Below are 21,454 nucleotides of genomic sequence, written 5' to 3' on the forward strand. Positions count from 1 at the left end.
AATATGCCCGCTGAAAAACCAACGATCCTGATTGTCGAAGACGAACTGCCCATCATCGAACTGGTGACGTTCACGCTGAAAGGCGCCGGCTGGAACGTCGCTTCCGCGCAAAACGCAGCCGAAGCGTGGGAATTCCTGCAGCAGCGCCTGCCGCAACTGATCCTGCTGGACTGGATGCTGCCGGATCAGAGCGGCCTGCGCCTGCTGTCGCGCATCCGCAGCGACCGCCAGTTCAACGAACTGCCGATCATCATGCTGACGGCCAAGAGCATGGAAGAAGACAAGATCGCCGGCCTGGACAACGGTGCGGACGACTATGTCACCAAGCCGTTCTCGCCGCGCGAACTGACGGCACGCATCAACGCACTGCTGCGCCGCAAGACCCCCGAACATTCGCAGACGCTGATGAATGCCGGCCCGATCACGCTTGACCCGATCAGCTGCAGCGTCACGCTGAAGGGCGACAAGATCGATATCGGCCATGCCGAATTCAAGCTGCTGAAGTTCCTGCTGGCGCATCCGGAGCGCGTGTTCTCGCGCAACCAGCTGCTGGACAAGGTGTGGGGCGATCACGTCGTCATTGAGGAACGTACGGTCGATGTCCACGTGCTGCGCCTGCGCAAGGCATTGAAGGATGCGGAGCATCTGATCAAGACGGTTCGTAGTGTAGGCTATATGCTCTCTGAAAAATAAGCCGAAACTATCCCGTCCATGAGTCCACAGTTGCTGTTCTGGGTGCCTGCCGCGCTGCGGCTTTGCCTCGTCCTGATCGGCGCGGCAGTCGTCGCCTGGCTCTTCGGTCCGATTGCCGGTCTGGCTGCAGGTTTTCTCTGCGCGATCGTCTTGATCCTCGTCCAGCTCAATTATCTGTACCTGTTGTCCGGCTGGCTGGATCGTCCCGATAGCGAAAAGCTGCCGGACGGCTGGGGTGCATGGACCGACATTTTTTCCCGTCTGTACAAGCTGCGCCGTGATGACGAACGCAACCGTGCCGAACTGAGCGAATGGCTGGCGCGCTTCCGCCAGGCGATGAGCCTGCTGCCGGATGGCGTCGCCATCATGGACGACGTGCTGTTTCTCGAATGGTGCAATCCTGCCGCCGAGCGGCATCTGGGCCTGAACAACAGCCGCGACAAGGGCATGCGTGTCACCAACCTGATCCGCAGCCCCGATTTCATCGACTACATCATCCTCGGCCGCTACGAACAGCCGCTGACGCTGAGCCTGCGCGACCGTAAGTTGATCGTGCAGATCATCCCGTTCGAGAACCGCCGGCAGATCCTCGTCACGCACGATGCGACCGAATCCGAACGCATCGAGATGATGCGGCGCGACTTCATCGCCAACGCATCGCACGAATTGCGCACACCGCTGACCGTCATCAACGGCTTCCTGGAAATCGCCTACAGCCAGCCGGATCTGGCGCAGGAAACGCGCATGGGGCACCTGAAACTGATGATCGAGCAGGGCGAGCGGATGCAAAACCTCGTCGAAGACATGTTGACACTGACACGGCTGGAATCGATCGATTATCCGTTGCGTGCCGAATCCGTCAACGTCCACAACCTGCTGGAGCAGATCCTGCAAGAAGCCAGAGCGCTATCCGGCGGCCGCCATACGATTTCGTTGTTGGTCGACGGACCGGACGTGCAGGGCAGCAGCGACGAGCTGCGCAGCGCCTTCAGCAATCTCGTTTCCAATGCCGTGCGCTACACACCGGAAGGCGGTCACATCGACATCGCATGGAAAAACGGTGAAACTGGCCCGGAATTCTCCGTCCGGGACGATGGCATCGGCATCAGCGCCGAACATATCGCGCGCCTGACAGAACGTTTCTATCGCGTCGACAAGAGCCGCTCCCGCGAAACGCAGGGGACAGGCCTGGGATTGGCTATCGTCAAGCACGTGCTGCTGCGGCATGGCGCCGTGCTGGCGATCGAATCGGAGCCGGAGCAGGGCAGCACGTTTACCGTGCGTTTTAATTCCCCATCCTTTAGCTGACCCCTTCTTTCCTTTGCAAATAGGCAAGCTCTTTCCCGAGCGGAAGGGTATTCCTGTGACCGGATGTAAATAGATAACAAAAAGGCATGGGGTTGTGGCAAAATCGCTGCACCTAAAAGCTTTCCATTCCTCAATTTCCCAACAAAAACAAATGAGGTGGAAGTAGGCAGTAGTGGATTATTTGTATGCCGGAGACTAAATTGAAAATAGCCGTTGCCGGCACAGGTTATGTGGGGATGTCGAACGCCGTTTTGCTGGCGCAGCACCACGAGGTTGTTGCAATCGATATCAATTCCGAACGTGTAACACTAATCAATCGCCGCGAATCTCCGATCATTGATGCCGAGATTGAGGATTTCCTGAAAAATCGCAGCCTGAACCTGAAGGCGACGCTGGATAAACAGGAAGCGTATGCCGGTGCTGATTTCGTCGTGATCGCCACGCCGACCGACTACGATACCGAAACCAACTACTTCAATACCAGTTCCGTCGAATCGGTGATCGCCGATGTGATGGCCGTCAATCCGCAGGCCGTCATGGTGATCAAATCCACCGTTCCGGTCGGCTACACCGCTGCGATCAAAACCAAAACGGGTAGCGACAACATCGTCTTTTCTCCGGAATTTCTGCGGGAAGGCAAGGCACTGTACGACAATCTTTACCCATCGCGCATCATCGTCGGTGAGCGTTCCGATCGAGCCAAGGTTTTCGCCGATCTGCTTCTGGAAGGCGCGGTCAAGAAGGATGCCCCCGTTCTGTTCACGGATTCCACCGAAGCCGAGGCCGTCAAGCTTTTCTCGAACACCTACCTCGCCATGCGCGTGGCCTATTTCAACGAGCTGGATAGCTATGCCGCCACGCATGGGCTGGATACGCGCCAGATCATCGAAGGCGTCTCGCTGGATCCGCGCATCGGCAATCACTATAACAACCCTTCTTTCGGCTACGGCGGCTATTGCCTGCCCAAGGATACGAAGCAGTTGCTGGCGAATTACCAGAATGTGCCGCAGACCCTGATGCGGGCGATTGTGGATTCCAATACGACGCGCAAGGATTTCGTCGCAGATTCCATCGTTCGGATGAATCCGAAGGTGGTCGGTATCTATCGCCTGATCATGAAAGCCGGTTCGGACAATTTTCGGGCTTCCAGCATCCAGGGAATCATGAAGCGTATCAAGGCCAAAGGTATCGATGTCATCATTTATGAGCCTGTGTTGCAGGAGAAGGAATTCTTCCGGTCACGGGTGGTGCGAGACTTGGCTGCATTCAAGCGGGAGGCAGAGGTGATCGTTGCCAATCGCCTGGATGCGCAACTGGCGGATGTGAAGGACAAGGTTTATACGCGGGACCTGTTCGGTAACGACTAACCATACATTGCCGTATGGAACTTTTGTTAAATCGACGTGCCGATGCATTAGCACTTTGATACGTTCCATAAGACACACTTCAGGATTTTCCTTCATGACAGAAAATATTAAATCGCCGCAGAACGATGATTTTATTGATCTTTCGCTAATTATTAACGTGCTGAAGGATCAATGGCGGTTGTTTATCGTTATTCTGCTTGGCGCACTCATTGTGGGGACAATTGCTTATTCTCTTGTGCCACCGCGTTGGCAGGCTGAAGCAACATTGCGGGTCGGTGAAATTGCGTCGGCTTCTCCCGGGGAGTCGACAAGCGATACGGAGTTAATCGAGCCAGTAGGTGAGGCTATCGCCCGAATGTATTTGGCACAGTTCCAGGACACTGTGATTTCGTCCCCCACTTTGCGAGGCCTTGAACAAGGCGAGATTGGCTTATTCAAAAGAACATTCGAGGCTGAGCCGGTGAAAGGCACCTACTTCATTCACGTCAGCGTTTCTGGTAATTCGCCACAGACTGCGCGCAAGATGTTGGAAGCGGTAATTGAAACATTATTCCTTGCCCATCAAGTCAAGATGAAACTTGCTATTCAACAGGTACAAGATCGGATAAAGAGTCTGAATGGTCGCATTGCTCTGAAGCAGAAAAGTTTGGGCCAGTTGAAGCAAATATTAGGCGAGAAACTCACAGGAAATACCATACGCGCGCTCGATTTACTTGACCGACAACAGACGGATATTCAGCAATTAATGGATCAACGTTCGGCAATGGAAAGTATGTTGCATCCCCCGCAAACATTCAACACGACTGTTGTGGATGCAGTCAGAGCCGGAAGGAAGCCATATTTTCCCCGGCTAAGCATGTTCCTGATCGCATCGGTTCTAGTCGGCGGCCTGCTAGGTTTTCTGACCTCACTCTGTTGTTACCGGAAAAAACGGCAATTACCCGCATAAAGCACAATTCCCACGGGGTGACGTTTGATCTGGGATATGATCTCTCCCTGCTAAATTTCCGTGTTTGCAAGTTTTATCTTGTGAATACGGATGATATTAAAATAACAATAATCTAACGACTGTTTCATAAAATTTGACCGATGCTGATCCCCATTATCCTATCCGGCGGGGCGGGTACCAGGCTGTGGCCTGTATCCCGGGAAGCCCACCCCAAGCCATTCATGTGCATCGGCCAGGAAGGCAAGACCCTTCTTTACCAGACGTACGAGCGAGCAGTTAGTGTGACGAGGAAAGCGCCCCTGATCGTGACAAATCGCGATTACTATTTTCTTTCCCGTGACGAACTGGCAGGCCAGCCACTCAAGCCGCGCTATTTGCTGGAGCCTACTGGCCGCAATACCGCACCGGCGATAGCTCTTGCTGCGCTTTGGGCACTTGAACAGGGCAGCGATCCGTGCATGCTCGTGATGCCAGCCGATCATCTGATCACCAAGCATGATGCCTTCGCAGAAGCGATAAGCCATGCGGCCACATTCGCAGAGCAAGGTGGATTGATTTTGTTCGGTATCAGTCCCAGCGGCCCTGAAACGGGATTCGGCTATATCGAAATGGCGGGGAAGATTGCTCCTCATGCGAACGCAGTCAGGCGGTTCGTCGAGAAGCCGGACCTGGCCACCGCAATCGACTATATCGCGCAGGGTAACTATGTATGGAACAGCGGCATGTTCTGTTTCAAGGCCAGCTCGATCATCGATGCCTTTGCGCAACATGCACCGCAATTGCTGGAAGCCGCGCGCACGATTTGGAAAGCCAGCGAAGAGAACGGTGACAGAATAGATCTACCTGCTGACTTTGCGGAACTTGAAAACATCTCCATCGACTACGCTGTTATGGAAAAGACGGCGAACATTGCAGTCGTATCCGGGGATTTCGGCTGGAGCGATATCGGCTCATGGAGTGCCGTCGCACAGGCAATTCCGGCAGACCCAATGGGAAATACGGCAACTGGTCAAAGCATCGTCATCGACAGCCGCAATACACACATTGAAAGCCAGGACAGATTGGTGGCGGCAATCGGGCTCGATAATCTGCTGATCATCGATACGCCAGATGCGTTGCTGGTGGCGGACAAAACAAAGAGCCAGGATGTGCGGAAGATTGTCAGCCACCTGAAGGCGACAGACAACGACGCCTACAAGGTGCATCGCACTGTTGCACGCCCGTGGGGAACGTACACGGTATTGGAAGAAGGCACCGGATTCAAGATCAAACGCATCGTAGTCAAACCGGGGCAGTCACTTTCACTGCAGATGCACCATCGACGCAGCGAGCATTGGGTTGTTGTGTCTGGAACCGCCAATGTGACGATCGACCACGATACGACTTTGGTTAGTCCTAACCAATCGACCTACATTCCGATTGGTGCCAAGCACAGGTTGAACAATCCGGAAAGTACCGATCTGATTATGATCGAGGTGCAGTGCGGCAGCTATCTCGGCGAGGACGATATCGTTCGATTCAATGACGATTACGGCAGGGTCTAGCCGCCGTAATCTCAATACGCGTTCGCCATGCGATATTCAGACGCGCTATGAAAATGATAAACAGGAGCAGCAATGAACAAGGTAGCATTGATAACGGGGATCACCGGGCAGGATGGGTCGTATCTGGCGGAATTTTTGCTGGAAAAGGGTTATGAGGTACATGGTATCAAACGCCGTGCTTCACTATTCAATACCGATCGCATTGACCATATCTACCAGGATCCGCATATTCCCAACCCCAAGTTGATTCTGCATTACGGCGATCTGGCCGATACCTCTAATCTCACGCGCATCCTGCAACAGGTGCAACCGGATGAAGTCTATAACCTCGGCGCGATGAGCCATGTGGCAGTTTCATTTGAATCGCCAGAATATACTGCAGATGTCGATGCGGTAGGCACGCTCAGATTGCTTGAGGCTATCCGTATATTGGGATTGGAAAAGAAAACACGCTTTTATCAGGCGTCCACCTCCGAGTTGTACGGTCTGGTGCAAGAGATTCCGCAAAAGGAAACCACGCCGTTTTATCCACGCAGCCCGTATGCGGTCGCCAAACTCTATGCCTACTGGATCACTGTCAACTATCGTGAGGCATATGGCATCTATGCCTGCAACGGTATTCTCTTCAATCATGAATCGTCACGTCGTGGTGAAACCTTCGTCACACGTAAGATCACGCGTGCTCTTGCCAATATTGCGCAGGGTCTGGAACAAACGCTCTACTTGGGCAACATGGATGCATTGCGCGATTGGGGACATGCCAAGGATTATGTCGAGATGCAATGGCTGATGCTGCAGCAGGAAAAACCGGAGGACTTTGTCATTGCCACTGGCGTGCAGTATTCGGTACGTCAGTTCGTTGAAGTGGCTGCGGCCGAGTTGGGCATCGAGATCGCATGGCAGGGCAATGGAGTTGAGGAAAAAGGCACCGTCTCTGCTGTTACAGGCGACAAGGCTCCGGGTGTTGTCGTTGGACAGGAAATTGTTGCGATCGACCCCAAATACTTTCGTCCGACGGAAGTTGAGACGCTACTGGGTGATCCTAGCAAGGCCAAGAATAAACTGGGCTGGACGCCGAAAATCACCTTTGCAGAAATGGTGCAGGAGATGGTGGCAAAAGATCTGGATGAGGCAAAACGGCATGCGTTGCTCAAGGCTCACGGCTACAACATCTCTATCTCGCTTGAGAAATAATCATGCCCATGGAAGAAAAAAAGAAGCGAATCTATGTTGCAGGTCATCGAGGAATGGTTGGCTCGGCAATTGTTCGTGCATTAAACGTCCGCGGGTATGCAGATATTGTCACGCGGACTCATGCAGAACTTGATTTGACCAACCAAGCGCAGGTGGCTGATTTCTTTGCTTCGGAAAGAATAGATGAGGTTTATCTTGCTGCAGCCAAGGTAGGGGGCATTCATGCGAATGCCACTTATCCTGCGGAATTTATCTATCAAAACCTGATGATCGAGACGAATGTCATTCATCAGGCGTGGAAGACCGGCATTAATAAATTACTGTTTCTTGGATCATCGTGCATTTATCCAAGGCTGGCCACGCAGCCAATGGCAGAAAATGCCTTGCTGACCGGACCACTGGAACCGACTAATGAACCATATGCAATCGCAAAAATAGCGGGCATCAAACTATGTGAAAGCTACAACCGTCAATACGGTACTGATTATCGAAGCGTGATGCCTACTAATTTGTATGGTCCGGGGGACAATTATCATCCAGAAAACAGCCATGTTATTCCCGCATTGATTCGTCGCTTTCACGAAGCAAAGCACGCATCTTCTAAAGAGGTCGTTATTTGGGGAACTGGGACACCAAAACGAGAATTCCTGTATGTCGATGATATGGCCGACGCCAGCGTATATGTGATGGAGCTTGAACGTGAGGCTTACGATTTGCATACTCGCCCGATGCAATCTCATATTAACGTTGGTACAGGGGAAGACATCACAATTCGTGAATTGGCAGAAGCAGTTAAAGAAACAGTTGGTTTCATGGGAGCGCTTGTGTTTGATGCGGACAAGCCAGATGGAGCACCTAGAAAATTGATGGATGTTTCGAATCTGGCAGGGATGGGGTGGACTGCCAAAACATCGCTCATGTCGGGACTGAAAAGAACGTACGAACATTTTCAGAATCCAGATTCGACCAATTCATCTGAATAATCGAATGTCACAGAAACCGAAATCGTCGCCCTTCCGTAAAATATGGAAGCTTCTTACCTCTGCAGAGAAGAAAAATGCAGCGGTGGTGTTGTGCCTGATGTTTGTTGGCATGGCGCTGGAAACATTGGGTGTAAGCCTCGTCATTCCAGCACTTGCCTTGTTCACTCAAGACGATATAGCACACGCACATCCCGGTCTTCAGCCTTTTCTAAATGCGATTGGCAATCCATCTCAAAGTAACCTTGTGATCGGAGGGATGCTGGTACTCGTTGGCGTTTATCTGGTTAAGACGTTATTTTTAGCCTTTCTGGCTTGGTGGCAGACGCGTTTTGCGTTTGGAGTACAAGCACAATTGTCGCAGCGCCTTTTTAATATTTATCTTGGTCAGCCTTATACCTTTCATTTACAACGTAATTCGGCTCAGTTGATAAGGAATGTTTTTAACGAGGTGAACTTGTTCACCTTTAACTGCCTTCTTCCAGGGATGCTGATTCTTGCCGAATCGCTGGTCATGCTCGGGCTGTGTAGTTTGTTGCTTGTGGTTGAACCAATCGGAACGGTTGTCCTTGTGATGACATTTGGAGGAGCCGCCTGGGGATTCAACAAGATGACGAGGAGTCATATAACGAAATGGGGAAAAGCCAGACAGAGTCATGATGGGTTGCGCCTTCAACACTTGCAACAGGGGCTGGGTGGTGTGAAGGATGTCAAGTTATTAGGGCGAGAGGCGGAATTTTCCAGACAATTTACGTTTCATAATTTTCATAGCGCTAAAGCGGCGCAGTTGCAGGCAACCCTTCAGCAGCTTCCGCGATTATGGTTGGAGCTGCTTGCCGTCGGTGCACTCGCGATTCTCGTGGTGGTCATGCTTATACAAGGGAGAGGACTTGACGGTATTCTTCCCACACTTGGGCTATTTGCTGCCGCTGCTTTTCGATTGATGCCTTCTGTAAATAGGGTTCTTACCTCCATACAGGCTATGCGATACGGATTGCCCGTTATCGAGACACTGCATGAAGAACTTGAATTGAAAGAGAGCAGGCTGGTTGCAGCAACACCTTCGGATGGCATATTTAGTAACGCGCTGGAATTTGTCGATGTTTCATATTCATACCCGGATGCGGTAAGTCCTTCCCTTAACCATATCTCGATAACAATGTGTCGTGGGGAATCAATCGGTTTTATCGGTGCCAGCGGCGCAGGAAAAAGTACGCTGGTAGATGTTCTCTTGGGATTGCTGCAGCCTGATCATGGTGAGATCAGAGTGGATGGGAAAAATATTCAAGAGAACCTTCGCACTTGGCAATCGCAGATAGGCTATGTACCCCAATCAATTTTTCTTACCGATGATACGTTAAGGCGAAATGTGGCATTCGGTCTGCCGGAAGAGCGCATTGATGATGATGCGATCATGAGGGCGATAAAGGCTGCCCAATTGGAGGAGTTCCTGACCGGATTGCCTGATGGTCTTGAGACGATGGTCGGTGAGCGGGGCATTCGTTTATCAGGAGGGCAGCGTCAGCGAATTGGCATTGCGCGCGCGCTTTATCACGATCCTGGAATATTGGTTTTGGATGAAGCAACCAGTTCCCTTGATACGTCGACCGAGCAAGATGTAATGGAGGCAGTGCGTGCATTGCAAGGAAAAAAGACCACCATCATAGTTGCTCATCGTCTTTCCACCATTGCTCACTGCGATCGTCTGTATCGATTGCAAGGTGGAATAATAGTCGAAGAAGGCGCACCCGATTCCATGTTGAACGATAAAACTGGTCCAGAGATTTCAACAGAGACGGGAATGTCATCCAGGAAGTCTTGATTCACTTAATAATTTAGTCTCGCCTATAACAAATCATGCTTAACGAAAAATCTATCCTTATTACTGGCGGCACAGGTTCTTTTGGCCATGCTTTCGTACCAATGGCACTGGCAAAATACAATCCTCGTAGATTGGTTATTTACTCCCGTGATGAAATGAAACAATGGGAGATGGCAAAAATTTATGGCAACGATGACAGGGTACGTTTTTTTATCGGAGATGTACGCGATAAGGATCGTTTATCTCGTGCATTAAATGGAATCGATTTTGTCGTTCATGCGGCGGCCACAAAAATTGTACCTACAGCCGAATACAATCCATTCGAATGTGTAAAGACAAACGTAATGGGGGCGATGAATCTTATAGATGCATGCATCGATCAAGGAGTGAAGCGGGTTGTCGCTCTATCGACAGACAAGGCCAGCAGTCCGGCAAACTTGTACGGGGCGACTAAACTGGTCTCAGACAAACTATTCATCGCTGGCAACTCATACTCCGGGGCCGACGCGACTCGCTTCGCGGTGGTTCGTTATGGCAATGTAATGGGGTCGCGTGGCTCGATTATTCCATTCTTTCGCTCTATTGCTGATAAAGGTGTATTGCCGATTACCGATGAACGGATGACGCGTTTCATGATTTCTCTGGAAGAGGGCGTCAATCTCGTATGGCGTGCATTTGAAGACATGGTGGGTGGGGAAATTTATGTCAAAAAAATACCTTCGATGAAGGTGACTGATGTTGCGCAAGCAGTGGCATCGCAAGCCCGACATGAAATTATCGGTATTCGCCCGGGCGAGAAGTTACATGAGCAAATGATCGGCCCAGAGGATGCATTGCATACGTACGAGTACGAAGATTATTACAAAATCCTTCCGGCAATTCATAGTTGGAGTCAGGATCCAGAGCGCATTAATGGTGGGAAAAAAGTGGCTCCTGATTTCACCTATAGTTCAGATAACAATAATGACTGGATGAGCGTCGAGACATTGCGAATGTGGATCGATAAAAATAGCGACAAGATTGGCAAAATTTGAGTGCGTGATGATTCCCTACGGCCGTCAAAATATTAGTGAAGCCGATATCCAGGCAGTAGTGGATGTGTTGCGTTCAGACTTTCTTACGCAAGGGCCTGCCGTACCTGCTTTTGAACAAGCTGTCGCGACCTACTGCGGTGTAAAACATGCGGTGGCGGTCAATAGCGCTACTAGCGCCCTTCATATCGCGTGCCTGGCATTAGGTGTTAAGTCGGGCGATTGGGTATGGACCAGTCCGATTACATTTGTGGCAAGTGCAAATTGTGCCTTGTATTGCGGAGCTCAGGTTGATTTCGTGGATATTGATCCACTTACGTATAACTTGAGCGTCGAATGCTTGGAAGAGAAGCTGAAGTTGGCGGAATCGCTCGGACGTCTGCCTAAGGTAGTGATTCCAGTACATCTTTGCGGTCAATCATGTGACATGGTTGGCATTCATGCGTTGAGTCAGCGCTACGGTTTTAAAGTTATTGAAGATGCCTCGCATGCTATCGGCGGTAAATATCGTAATGAACCAATCGGTAATTGCCGCTATAGCGATATCACCGTGTTCAGTTTCCATCCGGTAAAAATTATCACGACGGGTGAGGGAGGTATGGCGGTAACCAATGAGGCGAGGTTGGCAAAAAAAATGCAGTTGTTTCGTAGTCATGGCATCACTCGGAATGCAAACGAGATGACGCAAGCACCGGATGGCCCATGGTATTACGAGCAAATCGAGCTTGGTTTTAATTATCGAATGACGGATATTCAGGCAGCTCTTGGCCTGAATCAAATGAAGCGCCTTGATAATGTGGTGACTAAAAGAAACGAGATTGCTAAAGATTACGATAGAGCTCTTGCCGATACTGAATTCGTCATACCGTTTCAAGATGTTGATCGTTATTCAGCATTTCATCTATACGTAGTCAGACTGCGATCTGATGATCGCGGGCGGAGTCGTAAGAAAATATTTGAGGCTTTGCGAGACTCTGAAATCGGTGTGAATGTGCATTACATACCTGTATATCAGCAACCATACTATAAGAAATTGGGATTCATAAAAGATGATTATCCTGAGGCGGAAAAATATTATTTTGAGGCGATTAGTTTACCTATGTACCCTGATTTAACTCCTGATCAGCAAAGATATGTTTGCCGGATATTGAAAGAAAAATTAGCAGTGATATCAAGTAGTAATTGAATATATGAACGAAGACCTAAAAATTACAAAGACCGATGAGGAGTTATTGCATACCTTGGAGTTGATGCTTTCGGATATGCATATGCAAGATGATATTTATAAACCGACTAACTTTTGGCTTCACGCCTCGGAACCAATTGTTCAAGATTTGAAGAAATACGGTTTCAGTAATTTTCGGAATTTGTCGAGCACGAGAAATTTCTTCGTCCCCACGTATGGCTCCCCTGGCAATGCGCTGAGTGATGAGGATATGACGAGACTGAATCTTCTGGTTAATGAACTAGCTGAAGAGGGAACTAAGAATTATCGTTTTCTTGCTCATATGCTTTCAGGAGAATCTTGGGCGCTATCCGACTATAGAGTCTATCGTGCGGCAAATAATGATGATGTACATCCAAGGACAACTTTCTTTAGTGAGTCGCAAGCAGGAAATCCATCAGAGCTGTTTTGTTTTGAAAAACAGCAATTTAGTAGATCTTCACTAAATTATCTGAATGGGCTGAGTTTTTTAAAACAACATGTGGATACAACGTCTATTAAGACTGTTTTAGAAGTGGGGGGCGGGTTCGGCACTTTAGGTGAAATTCTGCATGCCGCAGGCGGCATTTCATACGTTAACGTCGATATACCTCCCACGTCTATTGTTTCAACTTTTTATTTGAAGCAAATACCAGCATTAAAGATGTCAGACTATCGAGTTACACGGGAGATGGAGGAAATCAATATTCCATTAGAACCCGTGCAAATGGTTCTCTGTCCGTGGCAGCTTCCTGCATTACGGGGAACGGTAGATCTATTTGTTAACTTCATTTCATTTCAGGAAATGGAGCCGACTGTAGTAAAGAATTATCTTGAACATGTAAATCGGTTGAAGACTAAATATGTTTTATTAAGAAATATGCGTGAAGGTAAAGCTCCAAAATCTTCTGGCGCAAAATATGGAGTTGAAACTCCTATTAAAGGAGATGACTATGACCAATTTCTGGCTAATTATCGTTTATTAGCAACGAATGTTTTTCCATTCGGTTATAAAACCATGGACGGCTTTCACTCTGAACTTCGTTTGTATGAACGTAAATAACAAATGAATATTGCGATTATTCCTGCGCGCGGTGGCAGCAAACGAATTCCACGTAAAAATATTAAAGATTTTTGTGGCAAGCCAATGATTGCATGGTCTATTGAGACCGCAAAGGTTTCCGGATTATTTGATCGAATTATCGTAACTACTGATGACTATGAAATTGCCGATGTTGCTCAGAAGTGGGGGGCTGAGGTTCCCTTTATGCGACCTGCTGAACTGTCGGATGATTATGTGGGAATCACTGAAGTCGTCGGACATGTAACGCAGTTGATATTGAATCAAGGAGCGACATTAAGGGCGGTATGCTGTATTTATGCTACGGCACCATTCGTTAATGTGAAGGATTTAGCGCGTGGATTAGAAGCGTTAAATTCAGGTAATTGGTTATATTCGTTTGGTGTGACAGATTTTCCGGCGCCGATTTTCCGATCTTTTCAACAAACTGGCGAAGGTAATGTAGAAATGTTTTTTCCTGAACATTTTTTTACTCGTTCTCAGGATTTACCAACTGCATTCCATGATGCAGGCCAATTCTGCTGGGGACGACCAGATGCATGGATTGAAGGAAGGCGTGTTTTTGATACGCATTCAACCTCGGTAATAATCCCGCGTTGGCGCGTTCAGGATATTGATACCGAAGACGATTGGCAGCGTGCGGAAATCCTTGCACCAGCGATTCTTGCTGCAAAAGCCTAGGAGTAAGAATGCGTTTGGCCATCCGTGTTGACGCGTCTACTGAGATGGGTACGGGGCATTTCATGCGTTGTATGACTTTGGCGGCTGAGTTTCGTTCTCGAGGCGCCAAAATTTGCTTTATTAGTTGGGATTTGCCTGAGCATTTAGCAAATTTTCTGATGGCGGAAGGGTATGAGTTCGCGGCATTAGACGGGAATCGAACTACTCGAGAGTCACATACAAATCAAGAGGTCGACGCGAAAAGCACAATACAGGCTCTCTTGGGTTGCGAATGGGACTGGCTTGTCGTGGATCATTACTCCTTGGACATTGAGTGGGAAATATTAATCCGCCCTTACGTTCAAAAACTAATGGTCATCGATGATCTTGCCAATCGATTACACGATTGTGATTTATTGCTTGATCAAAATTATTATGCAAATTCCGAGTCTCGCTATCGAGAACTTATTTCCGATAATTGTGTTTGCCTTCTAGGTCCACAATTTGCCTTGTTGCGGTCAGAATTTTCTGATGCTCTAGGAAAATTTAAAATAAGAAGTTTGGGGGTAAGGCGGCTTCTAATCTTTTTCGGTGGAACAGATCCGACTAATGAAACGAGAAAAGCTTTAGACGCACTAAAATTATTAGCTTGTCCTGAAATGTTGGCAGATGTCATTGTCGGAACAGGAAATCCGCACAAAAATCAAATTAGGGAAATGTGTGAGCAAATCTCAAATGTAAAATATCATTGTCAAGTATCCAATATGGCTGAACTTATTGGTGCTGCGGATTTAGCTATTGGGGCCGGTGGGGCAGTTACTTGGGAACGATGTTTATTGGGACTTCCGAGTCTGACATTAGTATTGGCTGAGAATCAATTTCAAACTACGTTAGATTTGGAAAGGTTTGGGGCGACAATATTGCTTGGTTGGGCCCATGAAATTACCTCATGTGATTTGGCAAACTCAATTGAAGCGTTGATTCAAAATGAAAAATTGCTACATCATTTATCAGAAAGAGCGGTTTCTTTAATGAAAGACTGGGCAGGTGCTAGTGCAGTTGTCGATGCGATGGAGTGTTGTTAGTTATTGTTATTGATAGCGTCAATTTCAGTTTGATGATTGGCTGCATTGTAATTGGGAATTCTTAGTAGTGGTCCTATCGAGGTATATTTTGAGTGAAAATTTGGAAAGAATTTTAGACGCGCGTCTTGTTCGTCACCCTCTGGGCTTTTTGCAAGTCGGGAATGTTCCGTCGGAGGCCGAGCTAAAAGAATACTATGCTGACAAATATTATCAAACAGAAAAAGCGAATTTTCGAAAAACGTATCCGCCGGAAGAAATCGAATATTTCAAAATAAAAATTCAACAACGTGCTTATAAGGCGCAGCAAATATCATCACAGGACAAGGGAAATTTTTTGGATGTCGGTTGCGGGGAAGGATTCGCATTGGCATGGTTTAAGGAGAAAGGCTGGAATGTCGAAGGAATTGACTTCTCCAGTGCTGGTCTTGAGCAAATGAATCCGTCATTGATGGAAAATTTTAAGGTAGGCAATGTTTTTGAACTTCTCGAAGAGAAGATAAAAGAACAAAAAAAATATGATTTGGTTTGGTTAGGAAATGTGCTCGAGCATGTTGTTGATCCAGTTTCACTTTTACGCTCTTTGAGCGCATTAATAACAAAAGCGGGGTGTCTTGTTGTTACTGTGCCCAATGATGGATCCCTGTACCAAGAGAGACTCCTTAAAGAAGGAAATATTAATCAGCGATTCTGGATTGCTGTTCCGGATCATTTGGCATATTTCACATATGAAAGCCTGAAAAATACTTCCGAAGAAACAGGGTGGATCTGTCATGAGATACATGCTGATTTCCCAATCGATTGGTTTTTATTGCATCCCGGGTCCAATTATGTAGTTAATGGTGCCGCTGGACGAGATGCACATAAAGCAAGAGTAAATATGGAGCTTTTGATTGGTGAGTATTCTCCAGATATTGTGAATGAATTTTATTGTTCGATGGCAAAAATAGGGATGGGACGTAGCCTTACAGCTTTTTTGACTCCAAATAAATTAGGGTGAATTTTTAATGAGTACTCAAGAAAACGATAAGCAAGAAATTAGGGTGCTTTTAGGATCTACAAAATATGAAGAGGAAAATAAAAAAGCCTTCGCTACGTCGCTAAAAAACACACGAATTCCTAATGAGGAGTTGCTTGACAATATTGGACTATATTTAACGCGCCAAGCACTTTCTAGGATTAATTTCATTCAAAAATTGTATGAACTTATTGTTCCTGTTCATGGTGTAGTAATGGAATTTGGTGTGCGTTGGGGGCAGAACATGTCTCTGTTTTCTGTCTTGCGTGGCATACATGAACCTTTTAACTATAACCGTAAGATTATTGGGTTTGACACTTTTTCTGGATTTCCGTCTATTACAAAAGAGGATGGAAGCAGCGTAGGAACAGGCGATTATTCTGTGCCATCAGGATGGGAAAATGATCTAGAAAAAATTCTTTCATTCCACGAACAAAATGCTCCGATCGCGCATAAGAAAAAATATGAATTAGTCATAGGCGATGCGACCTTAACATTGCCAGCTTATTTGGAACAACATCCAGAAACGATTATTGCATTTGCCTATTTTGATTTTGATATATATGAGCCAACAAAAAAATGTCTTGAGGCAATTTTGCCTCATTTGACCAAGGGTTCTGTTTTGGCATTTGATGAATTAAATTGCGCTCAATTTCCTGGGGAAACTCGAGCGGTTCGTGAAGTTTTGGGACTTTCAAAGTACGCCATTCGGAGAGATGTTTCTAATCCGCTGATGTCATATTTAATTATCGAATAGATAGCGATTGATCGGAATTGAGTAGGCAAATGTGTGTTGAAATGAAGGCCGAAATACTAGCTGCCAGAGTAATTGATAATGAATAAAGTTGTCCGTGGTCATATTTTGGTGACCAGCGCATCGAGAAAAATTTCTTTGATGCAAGCGGTCCGGCGGGCGGCTCATAAGATTGATGACGACATCAAAATCTTCGCTGGGGATATCGATAAGAATGCGATGGCGCGTTATGTTGCTGACGATTTTTGGGTGATGCCGACAGTAGATACGTCAGCAATAAACGCGCTGATTGCCGGCTGCAAAAAGAGAAATATTCAAATTGTCGTGCCGACTCGTGATGGCGAACTTTTATTTTGGGCACGTCATAAAACACATTTTGCGGCAGAGGGAATTTTCGTTCTCGTATCTGAAGAGAGTGGCATAAGAACATGTCTCGACAAGCTCGCGTTTTCTGAAATTGGATTACGGTTTGGATTGCCATTTATTCCGTCTTCGCGTAGTCCAGAAAGGCTGGGCCCTGAACCATATGTGGTCAAGGAGCGATTTGGTGCGGGGTCACGTGCTATTGGGCTGAACTTGACCTTGGAAGAGGCTCGTGAGCATGCTCAATTTTTGAATGACCCTATTTATCAACCGTTTATAAACGGTATAGAAATAAGTGCGGATGCTTGGTTGGATAGGAATAGCAAGATAAAAGGAATCGTACTTCGTAAGCGAGATATGGTGATTTCTGGGGAGTCGGTAGTAACAACTACTTTTCAAGACTCTCAAATTGAGGCGGTTGTTATTCAGGCTCTGACTAGATTGAATTTGATGGGGCCGATTGTTATGCAAATTTTGCTTGATAGAGATAGGGGCTCTCATATTATCGAGTGTAATGCTCGATTTGGCGGCGCCTCTACGGCTTCTATTCAGGTTGGACTTGATACATTTTATTGGGGATTTCTCGAGGCGTTCGGTTTTGATTTAAACGAAAAACCTTTTGAGCGAATGCCAGGAGAAATTCGTCAAATCCGACTTACTCATGATATTTATATCGATGGTAATAATTTTTGATCTTGACGATACGCTCTATAACGAACGAACTTACGTTGAAGGTGGCATACGGGCTGTAGCTACATTTGGGGAAGAGAAATTCGGCTGGAATGGCGAAACATCTTTCCGTTTTATGATGGATGAATTGGATGCAAGGGGGCGAGGCGCTATTTTTAATCAATGGCTCTGGTCACACGATAAGTTTAGTAAGGCACTGGTTGAACGTTGTGTTCAGGTATATCGTCAACATATTCCAATATTAGAACCGGATGAAGAAGCACTGAAATTGCTTTCAGCTATTTCAAAGTATCCTAAGTATATTGTTACCGATGGACATAAAATTGTTCAAAGAAACAAAATAATGGCGCTGGATCTTAATCATTTTTTTCGAAAAATATTTATCACTCATCGATACGGACTTCAGCATGCTAAGCCATCAATTTACTGCTTCGAAAAAATTAAAAAAATGGAAGCTTGTAATTGGCACGACATGTTTTATGTCGGTGATAACCCTTCAAAAGATTTCGTAAATTTAAATCCATTAGGCGTAAGAACTGTCAGAGTACTTACTGGCGTACATAGAGATGTAAACGCTAAGCCTGGTTACGATGCATTACATACAATTGAAAGCTTGAAGCTATTTCCAAAATTGCTGGAACATAAATCATGACTACAACATCAATAAACATAGATGGTCGCCTAGTTGGCCTAGATCAGCCTCCGCTCATTATTGCGGAAATGTCCGGAAATCATAATCATTCGCTATCGCGTGCGATGGAGATTGTCGACGCTGCTGCGGCAGCAGGAGCTCATGCACTTAAGCTTCAAACGTACACCGCGGATACGATGACTTTGAATATTAATGAAGGTGAATTCTATATTGATGATTCTTCAAGTCTTTGGGCAGGTAATTCGCTCTACAATCTTTATTGTGAGGCTTACACTCCATGGGATTGGCACGAAGCTATTTTTAAGCGTGCTCGTGAATTGGGAATGATTCCATTTAGTACGCCTTTTGATGATACCGCGGTGGATTTTCTTGAAGACTTGAATGTGCCTTGTTACAAGATAGCTTCTTTCGAAAATACTGATATACCGTTGATTCGAAGAGTTGCGGCCACCGGAAAACCTTTAATTATCTCTACAGGTATGGCTACTGTAGCTGAGCTCGACGAAACAGTTCGTGCGGCACGTGGGGCTGGCTGTAAAGATCTGATTTTACTCAAGTGCACAAGTACATATCCGGCGACGCCACAGAATACAAATATTCTGACGATTCCTCACATGCGTAAATTATTCAACTGCGAGATAGGATTGTCTGATCACACGATGGGAATAGGCGTATCGGTTGCCAGTGTGTCTTTGGGGGCTACTGTGATTGAAAAGCACTTTACCTTATGTCGCGCAGACGGTGGTGTCGATAGCACTTTCTCTATGGAGCCTGCTGAATTGGCGCAGTTGGTGACAGAGAGCGAACGTGCGTGGCAGGCTTTAGGAATTATAAATTATGGGCCGACTGAGGCAGAAAAAAAATCTCTTCAACATCGTCGCTCTTTGTATGTAGTGAAAAATATCAAAATGGGAGAGGCTTTAACTCGAGAAAACGTACGCGCAATTCGCCCTGGTTTAGGTTTGCCAACGAAGTATATGGATCATGTGCTTGGAAAGCGGGTAAGTCGTGACGTGGAAAAGGGAACAGCATTGAACTGGAATTTGCTGGGATGAAAGGATATTTCGCCGCTCTATTTATTTCGAGAATAAATCGTGTTTTCTAATAATTTGCCAAACGATATAAAAGCGATTCTTCCAGAAATTAAAATCGATAAGCTAAGAGGTGAAGCTGATTTTTATGGAATTTCATCAGTTATCGCGAAGCAACTTGGACTACTTAAAGTGCCAAGAAGCTATTCAATGTGGCGACATGGGTGGATGCATCAGCCTCTAGAATTTGTAGAGCAAGTAATATGGCAATCTGGACATCAATTCAAGTACCTCGTCGCTACGAAAGAGCATGCGAACTTCCTGAAAACTAAAGGAATAAACAATGCAAGAGCAGTCGGATTACCGTTCGTTTATATTCCCGACCAAAAGGTACACCGTAAAAAAAATAGTCTTTTGCTTATGCCGGCACATTCATTGCCTTACGTGAATCTATCAGGCTATGACGATGAAGAGGCCATGATTTCGATGGCAATATCCCTGCAGAATGAATTTGAGTTGGTATGTTTTTGTGTGCATGGGGATTGTGTTAAAAACGGACGATATATTAAACGGCTGGATGAGTTGCAAATTCCATGGTTTGTAGGGGCATCGGCTAGTGATTCAAACTCATTAATACGACTACGTCGCATCTTTGAGTATTTTGATGTTGTCGGTAGCAACGTCGTGGGATCACATATGGTCTATTCACAATATTGTGGAGCGCGTTTTTTTTTCATTGAACCGTACTTTACATATCGTTCAGATATGTTTCGTGAAGATCGGTTATTTCGAGAAGAGAGTCCATTAAAATCGCATCTTTTAAAATATTCGAGCCTCGAAGAAGTTAGGAAAAATTTCAAGAATTATTTTGTAAAGCCTCATGAGGCCATCTGCGATCAGGCCTTTTCCGCATCGGAATGTGGCGCTGATTGCAAAATCCCTGTGAATGAACTGCGATATCTTTTGGGATGGAGTCTTGGCGTACAACTATTGGGATTTATTCGATCCAGCTTACAAAGATGTATCCGGTTGGGAAGTCGGCTTCGTAATTGTTAGGGAAGTTTGGCTTTATTGATTTCTACAATTCTCTAGTGAGTCATATTTGAAGGAAGATAGGTAATGCAATGCGTGTTTTTAAAAAAATAATAAGTATAGTCAGATCGATTAAAGTTATAGAGGAGAGGCTGGAGAAAATTCAGCGTACTTTAGGAAGAATTGAAGAGCGGCAGTTGGCAAATTCTCCTCATAATAAATTCAGCGATTATGAGTATCAGGTCTCATCTCAGTGGGGAGAGGACGGCTTAATTCAGTATTTAATACGCAATGTTAAAGTCGGCAGTCCTATTTTTATTGAATTCGGTGTGGAAAATTACACCGAATCAAATACCAGATTTTTACTCACCAACAATAATTGGTCCGGCCTGGTTATAGATGGTTCTCCGGAGAATATTCAATATATTAAGGATGATCCAATCTATTGGCGTCATAACCTAAAAGCAGAGTGCGCGTTTATCGATAAGGATAATATCAACGAGCTATTTGCAAAGAACGGTATTGCTGGTGAAATTGGTCTGCTTTCGGTTGATATTGACGGTAACGATTATTGGGTGTGGGAGGCAATCGATTCTGTTAATCCAGCAATCGTTATCACCGAATACAATGCGCGATTTGGTGCGCAGCAGGCATTAACTGTTCCCTATGATCCGAATTTTGTGCGATCAAAAGCGCATTATTCAATGATTTACTATGGCGCTTCCTTGGCGGCGCTTTGTCAATTGGGCCAGCGCAAAGGTTATGCATTTGTTGGCTGCAATACTGCAGGGAACAATGCATTTTTCGTCCGTCGAGATTTGATGGGGGCTGCCTTAAAGGAATTGACACCCGAAGAGGGGTTTGTGGCAAACAAATTTCGGGAATCGAGAGATGCCAATGGAGAATTGACTTTCTTAACGGTGGAGCAAGAGCAAGCATTATTGCAAACTCTGCCGTTGGTTAAAGTTGACTCCAACATTTTGGCTTCAGGTGCCTGAA

The 21,454-nt window shown here is 46.4% G+C and carries 20 protein-coding genes; all 20 read left to right on the forward strand.

What is annotated here, in order from left to right; genetic code table 11:
• Positions 1-3: 3 nt before the first annotated feature.
• The 20 genes from phoB to IEV40_RS08180 all read left to right on the forward strand — a co-directional run bounded on the left by phoB (position 4) and on the right by IEV40_RS08180 (position 21,453).
• Entirely contained in the window at positions 4-693 is a 690-nt protein-coding gene (phoB, locus tag IEV40_RS08085; protein ID WP_188420471.1) for a phosphate regulon transcriptional regulator PhoB, read from the forward strand.
• Between the two features lie 18 nt (positions 694-711).
• Complete coding sequence (phoR, locus tag IEV40_RS08090; RefSeq protein ID WP_188420472.1) at positions 712-2,001, forward strand: phosphate regulon sensor histidine kinase PhoR; 1,290 nt, start codon at positions 712-714, stop codon at positions 1,999-2,001.
• Positions 2,002-2,201: 200 nt separating this feature from the next.
• Positions 2,202-3,368 carry a nucleotide sugar dehydrogenase gene (locus IEV40_RS08095; protein ID WP_188420473.1) on the forward strand — a complete coding sequence of 389 codons (1,167 nt, stop codon included), beginning with the start codon at positions 2,202-2,204 and terminating at the stop codon, positions 3,366-3,368.
• Positions 3,369-3,462: 94 nt separating this feature from the next.
• On the forward strand, positions 3,463-4,317 hold the full coding sequence (locus IEV40_RS08100; protein ID WP_188420474.1) for a Wzz/FepE/Etk N-terminal domain-containing protein: 855 nt from the start codon (positions 3,463-3,465) through the stop codon (positions 4,315-4,317).
• Positions 4,318-4,457: 140 nt separating this feature from the next.
• Complete coding sequence (locus IEV40_RS08105) at positions 4,458-5,861, forward strand: mannose-1-phosphate guanylyltransferase/mannose-6-phosphate isomerase (protein WP_188420475.1); 1,404 nt, start codon at positions 4,458-4,460, stop codon at positions 5,859-5,861.
• A gap of 72 nt (positions 5,862-5,933) precedes the next feature.
• Positions 5,934-7,055, forward strand: a complete 1,122-nt coding sequence (gene gmd, locus IEV40_RS08110; RefSeq protein ID WP_188420476.1) for a GDP-mannose 4,6-dehydratase — start codon at positions 5,934-5,936, stop codon at positions 7,053-7,055.
• Between the two features lie 8 nt (positions 7,056-7,063).
• Entirely contained in the window at positions 7,064-8,038 is a 975-nt protein-coding gene (fcl, locus tag IEV40_RS08115) for a GDP-L-fucose synthase (RefSeq protein ID WP_188421147.1), read from the forward strand.
• A gap of 4 nt (positions 8,039-8,042) precedes the next feature.
• Positions 8,043-9,857, forward strand: a complete 1,815-nt coding sequence (locus tag IEV40_RS08120; protein ID WP_188420477.1) for an ABC transporter ATP-binding protein — start codon at positions 8,043-8,045, stop codon at positions 9,855-9,857.
• 35 nt (positions 9,858-9,892) lie between these two features.
• Entirely contained in the window at positions 9,893-10,891 is a 999-nt protein-coding gene (pseB, locus tag IEV40_RS08125; protein ID WP_188420478.1) for a UDP-N-acetylglucosamine 4,6-dehydratase (inverting), read from the forward strand.
• Positions 10,892-10,898: 7 nt separating this feature from the next.
• Complete coding sequence (gene pseC / locus IEV40_RS08130) at positions 10,899-12,074, forward strand: UDP-4-amino-4,6-dideoxy-N-acetyl-beta-L-altrosamine transaminase (protein ID WP_188420479.1); 1,176 nt, start codon at positions 10,899-10,901, stop codon at positions 12,072-12,074.
• 4 nt (positions 12,075-12,078) lie between these two features.
• A complete protein-coding gene (locus IEV40_RS08135) occupies positions 12,079-13,155 on the forward strand; it encodes a putative sugar O-methyltransferase (protein WP_188420480.1) in 1,077 nt (358 codons plus the stop codon).
• A 3-nt stretch (positions 13,156-13,158) separates the two neighbouring features.
• Positions 13,159-13,854: a pseudaminic acid cytidylyltransferase gene (gene pseF / locus IEV40_RS08140; RefSeq protein WP_188420481.1), complete on the forward strand. Its 696-nt coding sequence runs from the start codon at positions 13,159-13,161 to the stop codon at positions 13,852-13,854.
• An 8-nt stretch (positions 13,855-13,862) separates the two neighbouring features.
• Positions 13,863-14,918 carry a UDP-2,4-diacetamido-2,4,6-trideoxy-beta-L-altropyranose hydrolase gene (pseG, locus tag IEV40_RS08145; protein ID WP_188420482.1) on the forward strand — a complete coding sequence of 352 codons (1,056 nt, stop codon included), beginning with the start codon at positions 13,863-13,865 and terminating at the stop codon, positions 14,916-14,918.
• An 88-nt stretch (positions 14,919-15,006) separates the two neighbouring features.
• Positions 15,007-15,915, forward strand: a complete 909-nt coding sequence (locus tag IEV40_RS08150) for a class I SAM-dependent methyltransferase (RefSeq protein WP_229724024.1) — start codon at positions 15,007-15,009, stop codon at positions 15,913-15,915.
• Positions 15,916-15,922: 7 nt separating this feature from the next.
• A complete protein-coding gene (locus IEV40_RS08155) occupies positions 15,923-16,690 on the forward strand; it encodes an O-methyltransferase (RefSeq protein ID WP_188420483.1) in 768 nt (255 codons plus the stop codon).
• Positions 16,691-16,768: 78 nt separating this feature from the next.
• Positions 16,769-17,743: an ATP-grasp domain-containing protein gene (locus IEV40_RS08160; RefSeq protein ID WP_188420484.1), complete on the forward strand. Its 975-nt coding sequence runs from the start codon at positions 16,769-16,771 to the stop codon at positions 17,741-17,743.
• On the forward strand, positions 17,712-18,392 hold the full coding sequence (locus tag IEV40_RS08165; protein ID WP_229724025.1) for an HAD family hydrolase: 681 nt from the start codon (positions 17,712-17,714) through the stop codon (positions 18,390-18,392). The genes IEV40_RS08160 and IEV40_RS08165 overlap by 32 nt, the downstream gene beginning before the upstream one ends.
• Complete coding sequence (pseI, locus tag IEV40_RS08170; RefSeq protein ID WP_188420485.1) at positions 18,389-19,447, forward strand: pseudaminic acid synthase; 1,059 nt, start codon at positions 18,389-18,391, stop codon at positions 19,445-19,447. The genes IEV40_RS08165 and pseI overlap by 4 nt, the downstream gene beginning before the upstream one ends.
• 39 nt (positions 19,448-19,486) lie before the next feature.
• Positions 19,487-20,479 (forward strand): hypothetical protein, encoded by a 993-nt coding sequence (locus tag IEV40_RS08175; protein WP_188420486.1) that lies wholly within the window; start codon positions 19,487-19,489, stop codon positions 20,477-20,479.
• Between the two features lie 68 nt (positions 20,480-20,547).
• Complete coding sequence (locus IEV40_RS08180) at positions 20,548-21,453, forward strand: hypothetical protein (protein ID WP_188420487.1); 906 nt, start codon at positions 20,548-20,550, stop codon at positions 21,451-21,453.
• The last annotated feature ends 1 nt before the right edge of the window (position 21,454 follow it).

The organism is Oxalicibacterium solurbis (assembly GCF_014635845.1).
Lineage (GTDB): Bacteria > Pseudomonadota > Gammaproteobacteria > Burkholderiales > Burkholderiaceae_D > Oxalicibacterium > Oxalicibacterium solurbis.

Excerpts from the sequence above, each read along its gene's own strand:
- phoB (WP_188420471.1), top strand. The coding sequence starts at position 4 with ATGCCCGCTGAAAAACCAACGATCCTGATTGTCGAAGACGAACTGCCC.
- phoR (WP_188420472.1), top strand. The coding sequence starts at position 712 with ATGAGTCCACAGTTGCTGTTCTGGGTGCCTGCCGCGCTGCGGCTTTGC.
- IEV40_RS08100 (WP_188420474.1), top strand. The coding sequence starts at position 3,463 with ATGACAGAAAATATTAAATCGCCGCAGAACGATGATTTTATTGATCTT.
- IEV40_RS08105 (WP_188420475.1), top strand. The coding sequence starts at position 4,458 with ATGCTGATCCCCATTATCCTATCCGGCGGGGCGGGTACCAGGCTGTGG.
- gmd (WP_188420476.1), top strand. The coding sequence starts at position 5,934 with ATGAACAAGGTAGCATTGATAACGGGGATCACCGGGCAGGATGGGTCG.
- fcl (WP_188421147.1), top strand. The coding sequence starts at position 7,064 with ATGGAAGAAAAAAAGAAGCGAATCTATGTTGCAGGTCATCGAGGAATG.
- IEV40_RS08120 (WP_188420477.1), top strand. The coding sequence starts at position 8,043 with ATGTCACAGAAACCGAAATCGTCGCCCTTCCGTAAAATATGGAAGCTT.
- pseB (WP_188420478.1), top strand. The coding sequence starts at position 9,893 with ATGCTTAACGAAAAATCTATCCTTATTACTGGCGGCACAGGTTCTTTT.
- pseC (WP_188420479.1), top strand. The coding sequence starts at position 10,899 with ATGATTCCCTACGGCCGTCAAAATATTAGTGAAGCCGATATCCAGGCA.
- IEV40_RS08135 (WP_188420480.1), top strand. The coding sequence starts at position 12,079 with ATGAACGAAGACCTAAAAATTACAAAGACCGATGAGGAGTTATTGCAT.
- pseF (WP_188420481.1), top strand. The coding sequence starts at position 13,159 with ATGAATATTGCGATTATTCCTGCGCGCGGTGGCAGCAAACGAATTCCA.
- pseG (WP_188420482.1), top strand. The coding sequence starts at position 13,863 with ATGCGTTTGGCCATCCGTGTTGACGCGTCTACTGAGATGGGTACGGGG.
- IEV40_RS08155 (WP_188420483.1), top strand. The coding sequence starts at position 15,923 with ATGAGTACTCAAGAAAACGATAAGCAAGAAATTAGGGTGCTTTTAGGA.
- IEV40_RS08160 (WP_188420484.1), top strand. The coding sequence starts at position 16,769 with ATGAATAAAGTTGTCCGTGGTCATATTTTGGTGACCAGCGCATCGAGA.
- IEV40_RS08165 (WP_229724025.1), top strand. The coding sequence starts at position 17,712 with ATGATATTTATATCGATGGTAATAATTTTTGATCTTGACGATACGCTC.
- pseI (WP_188420485.1), top strand. The coding sequence starts at position 18,389 with ATGACTACAACATCAATAAACATAGATGGTCGCCTAGTTGGCCTAGAT.
- IEV40_RS08180 (WP_188420487.1), top strand. The coding sequence starts at position 20,548 with ATGCGTGTTTTTAAAAAAATAATAAGTATAGTCAGATCGATTAAAGTT.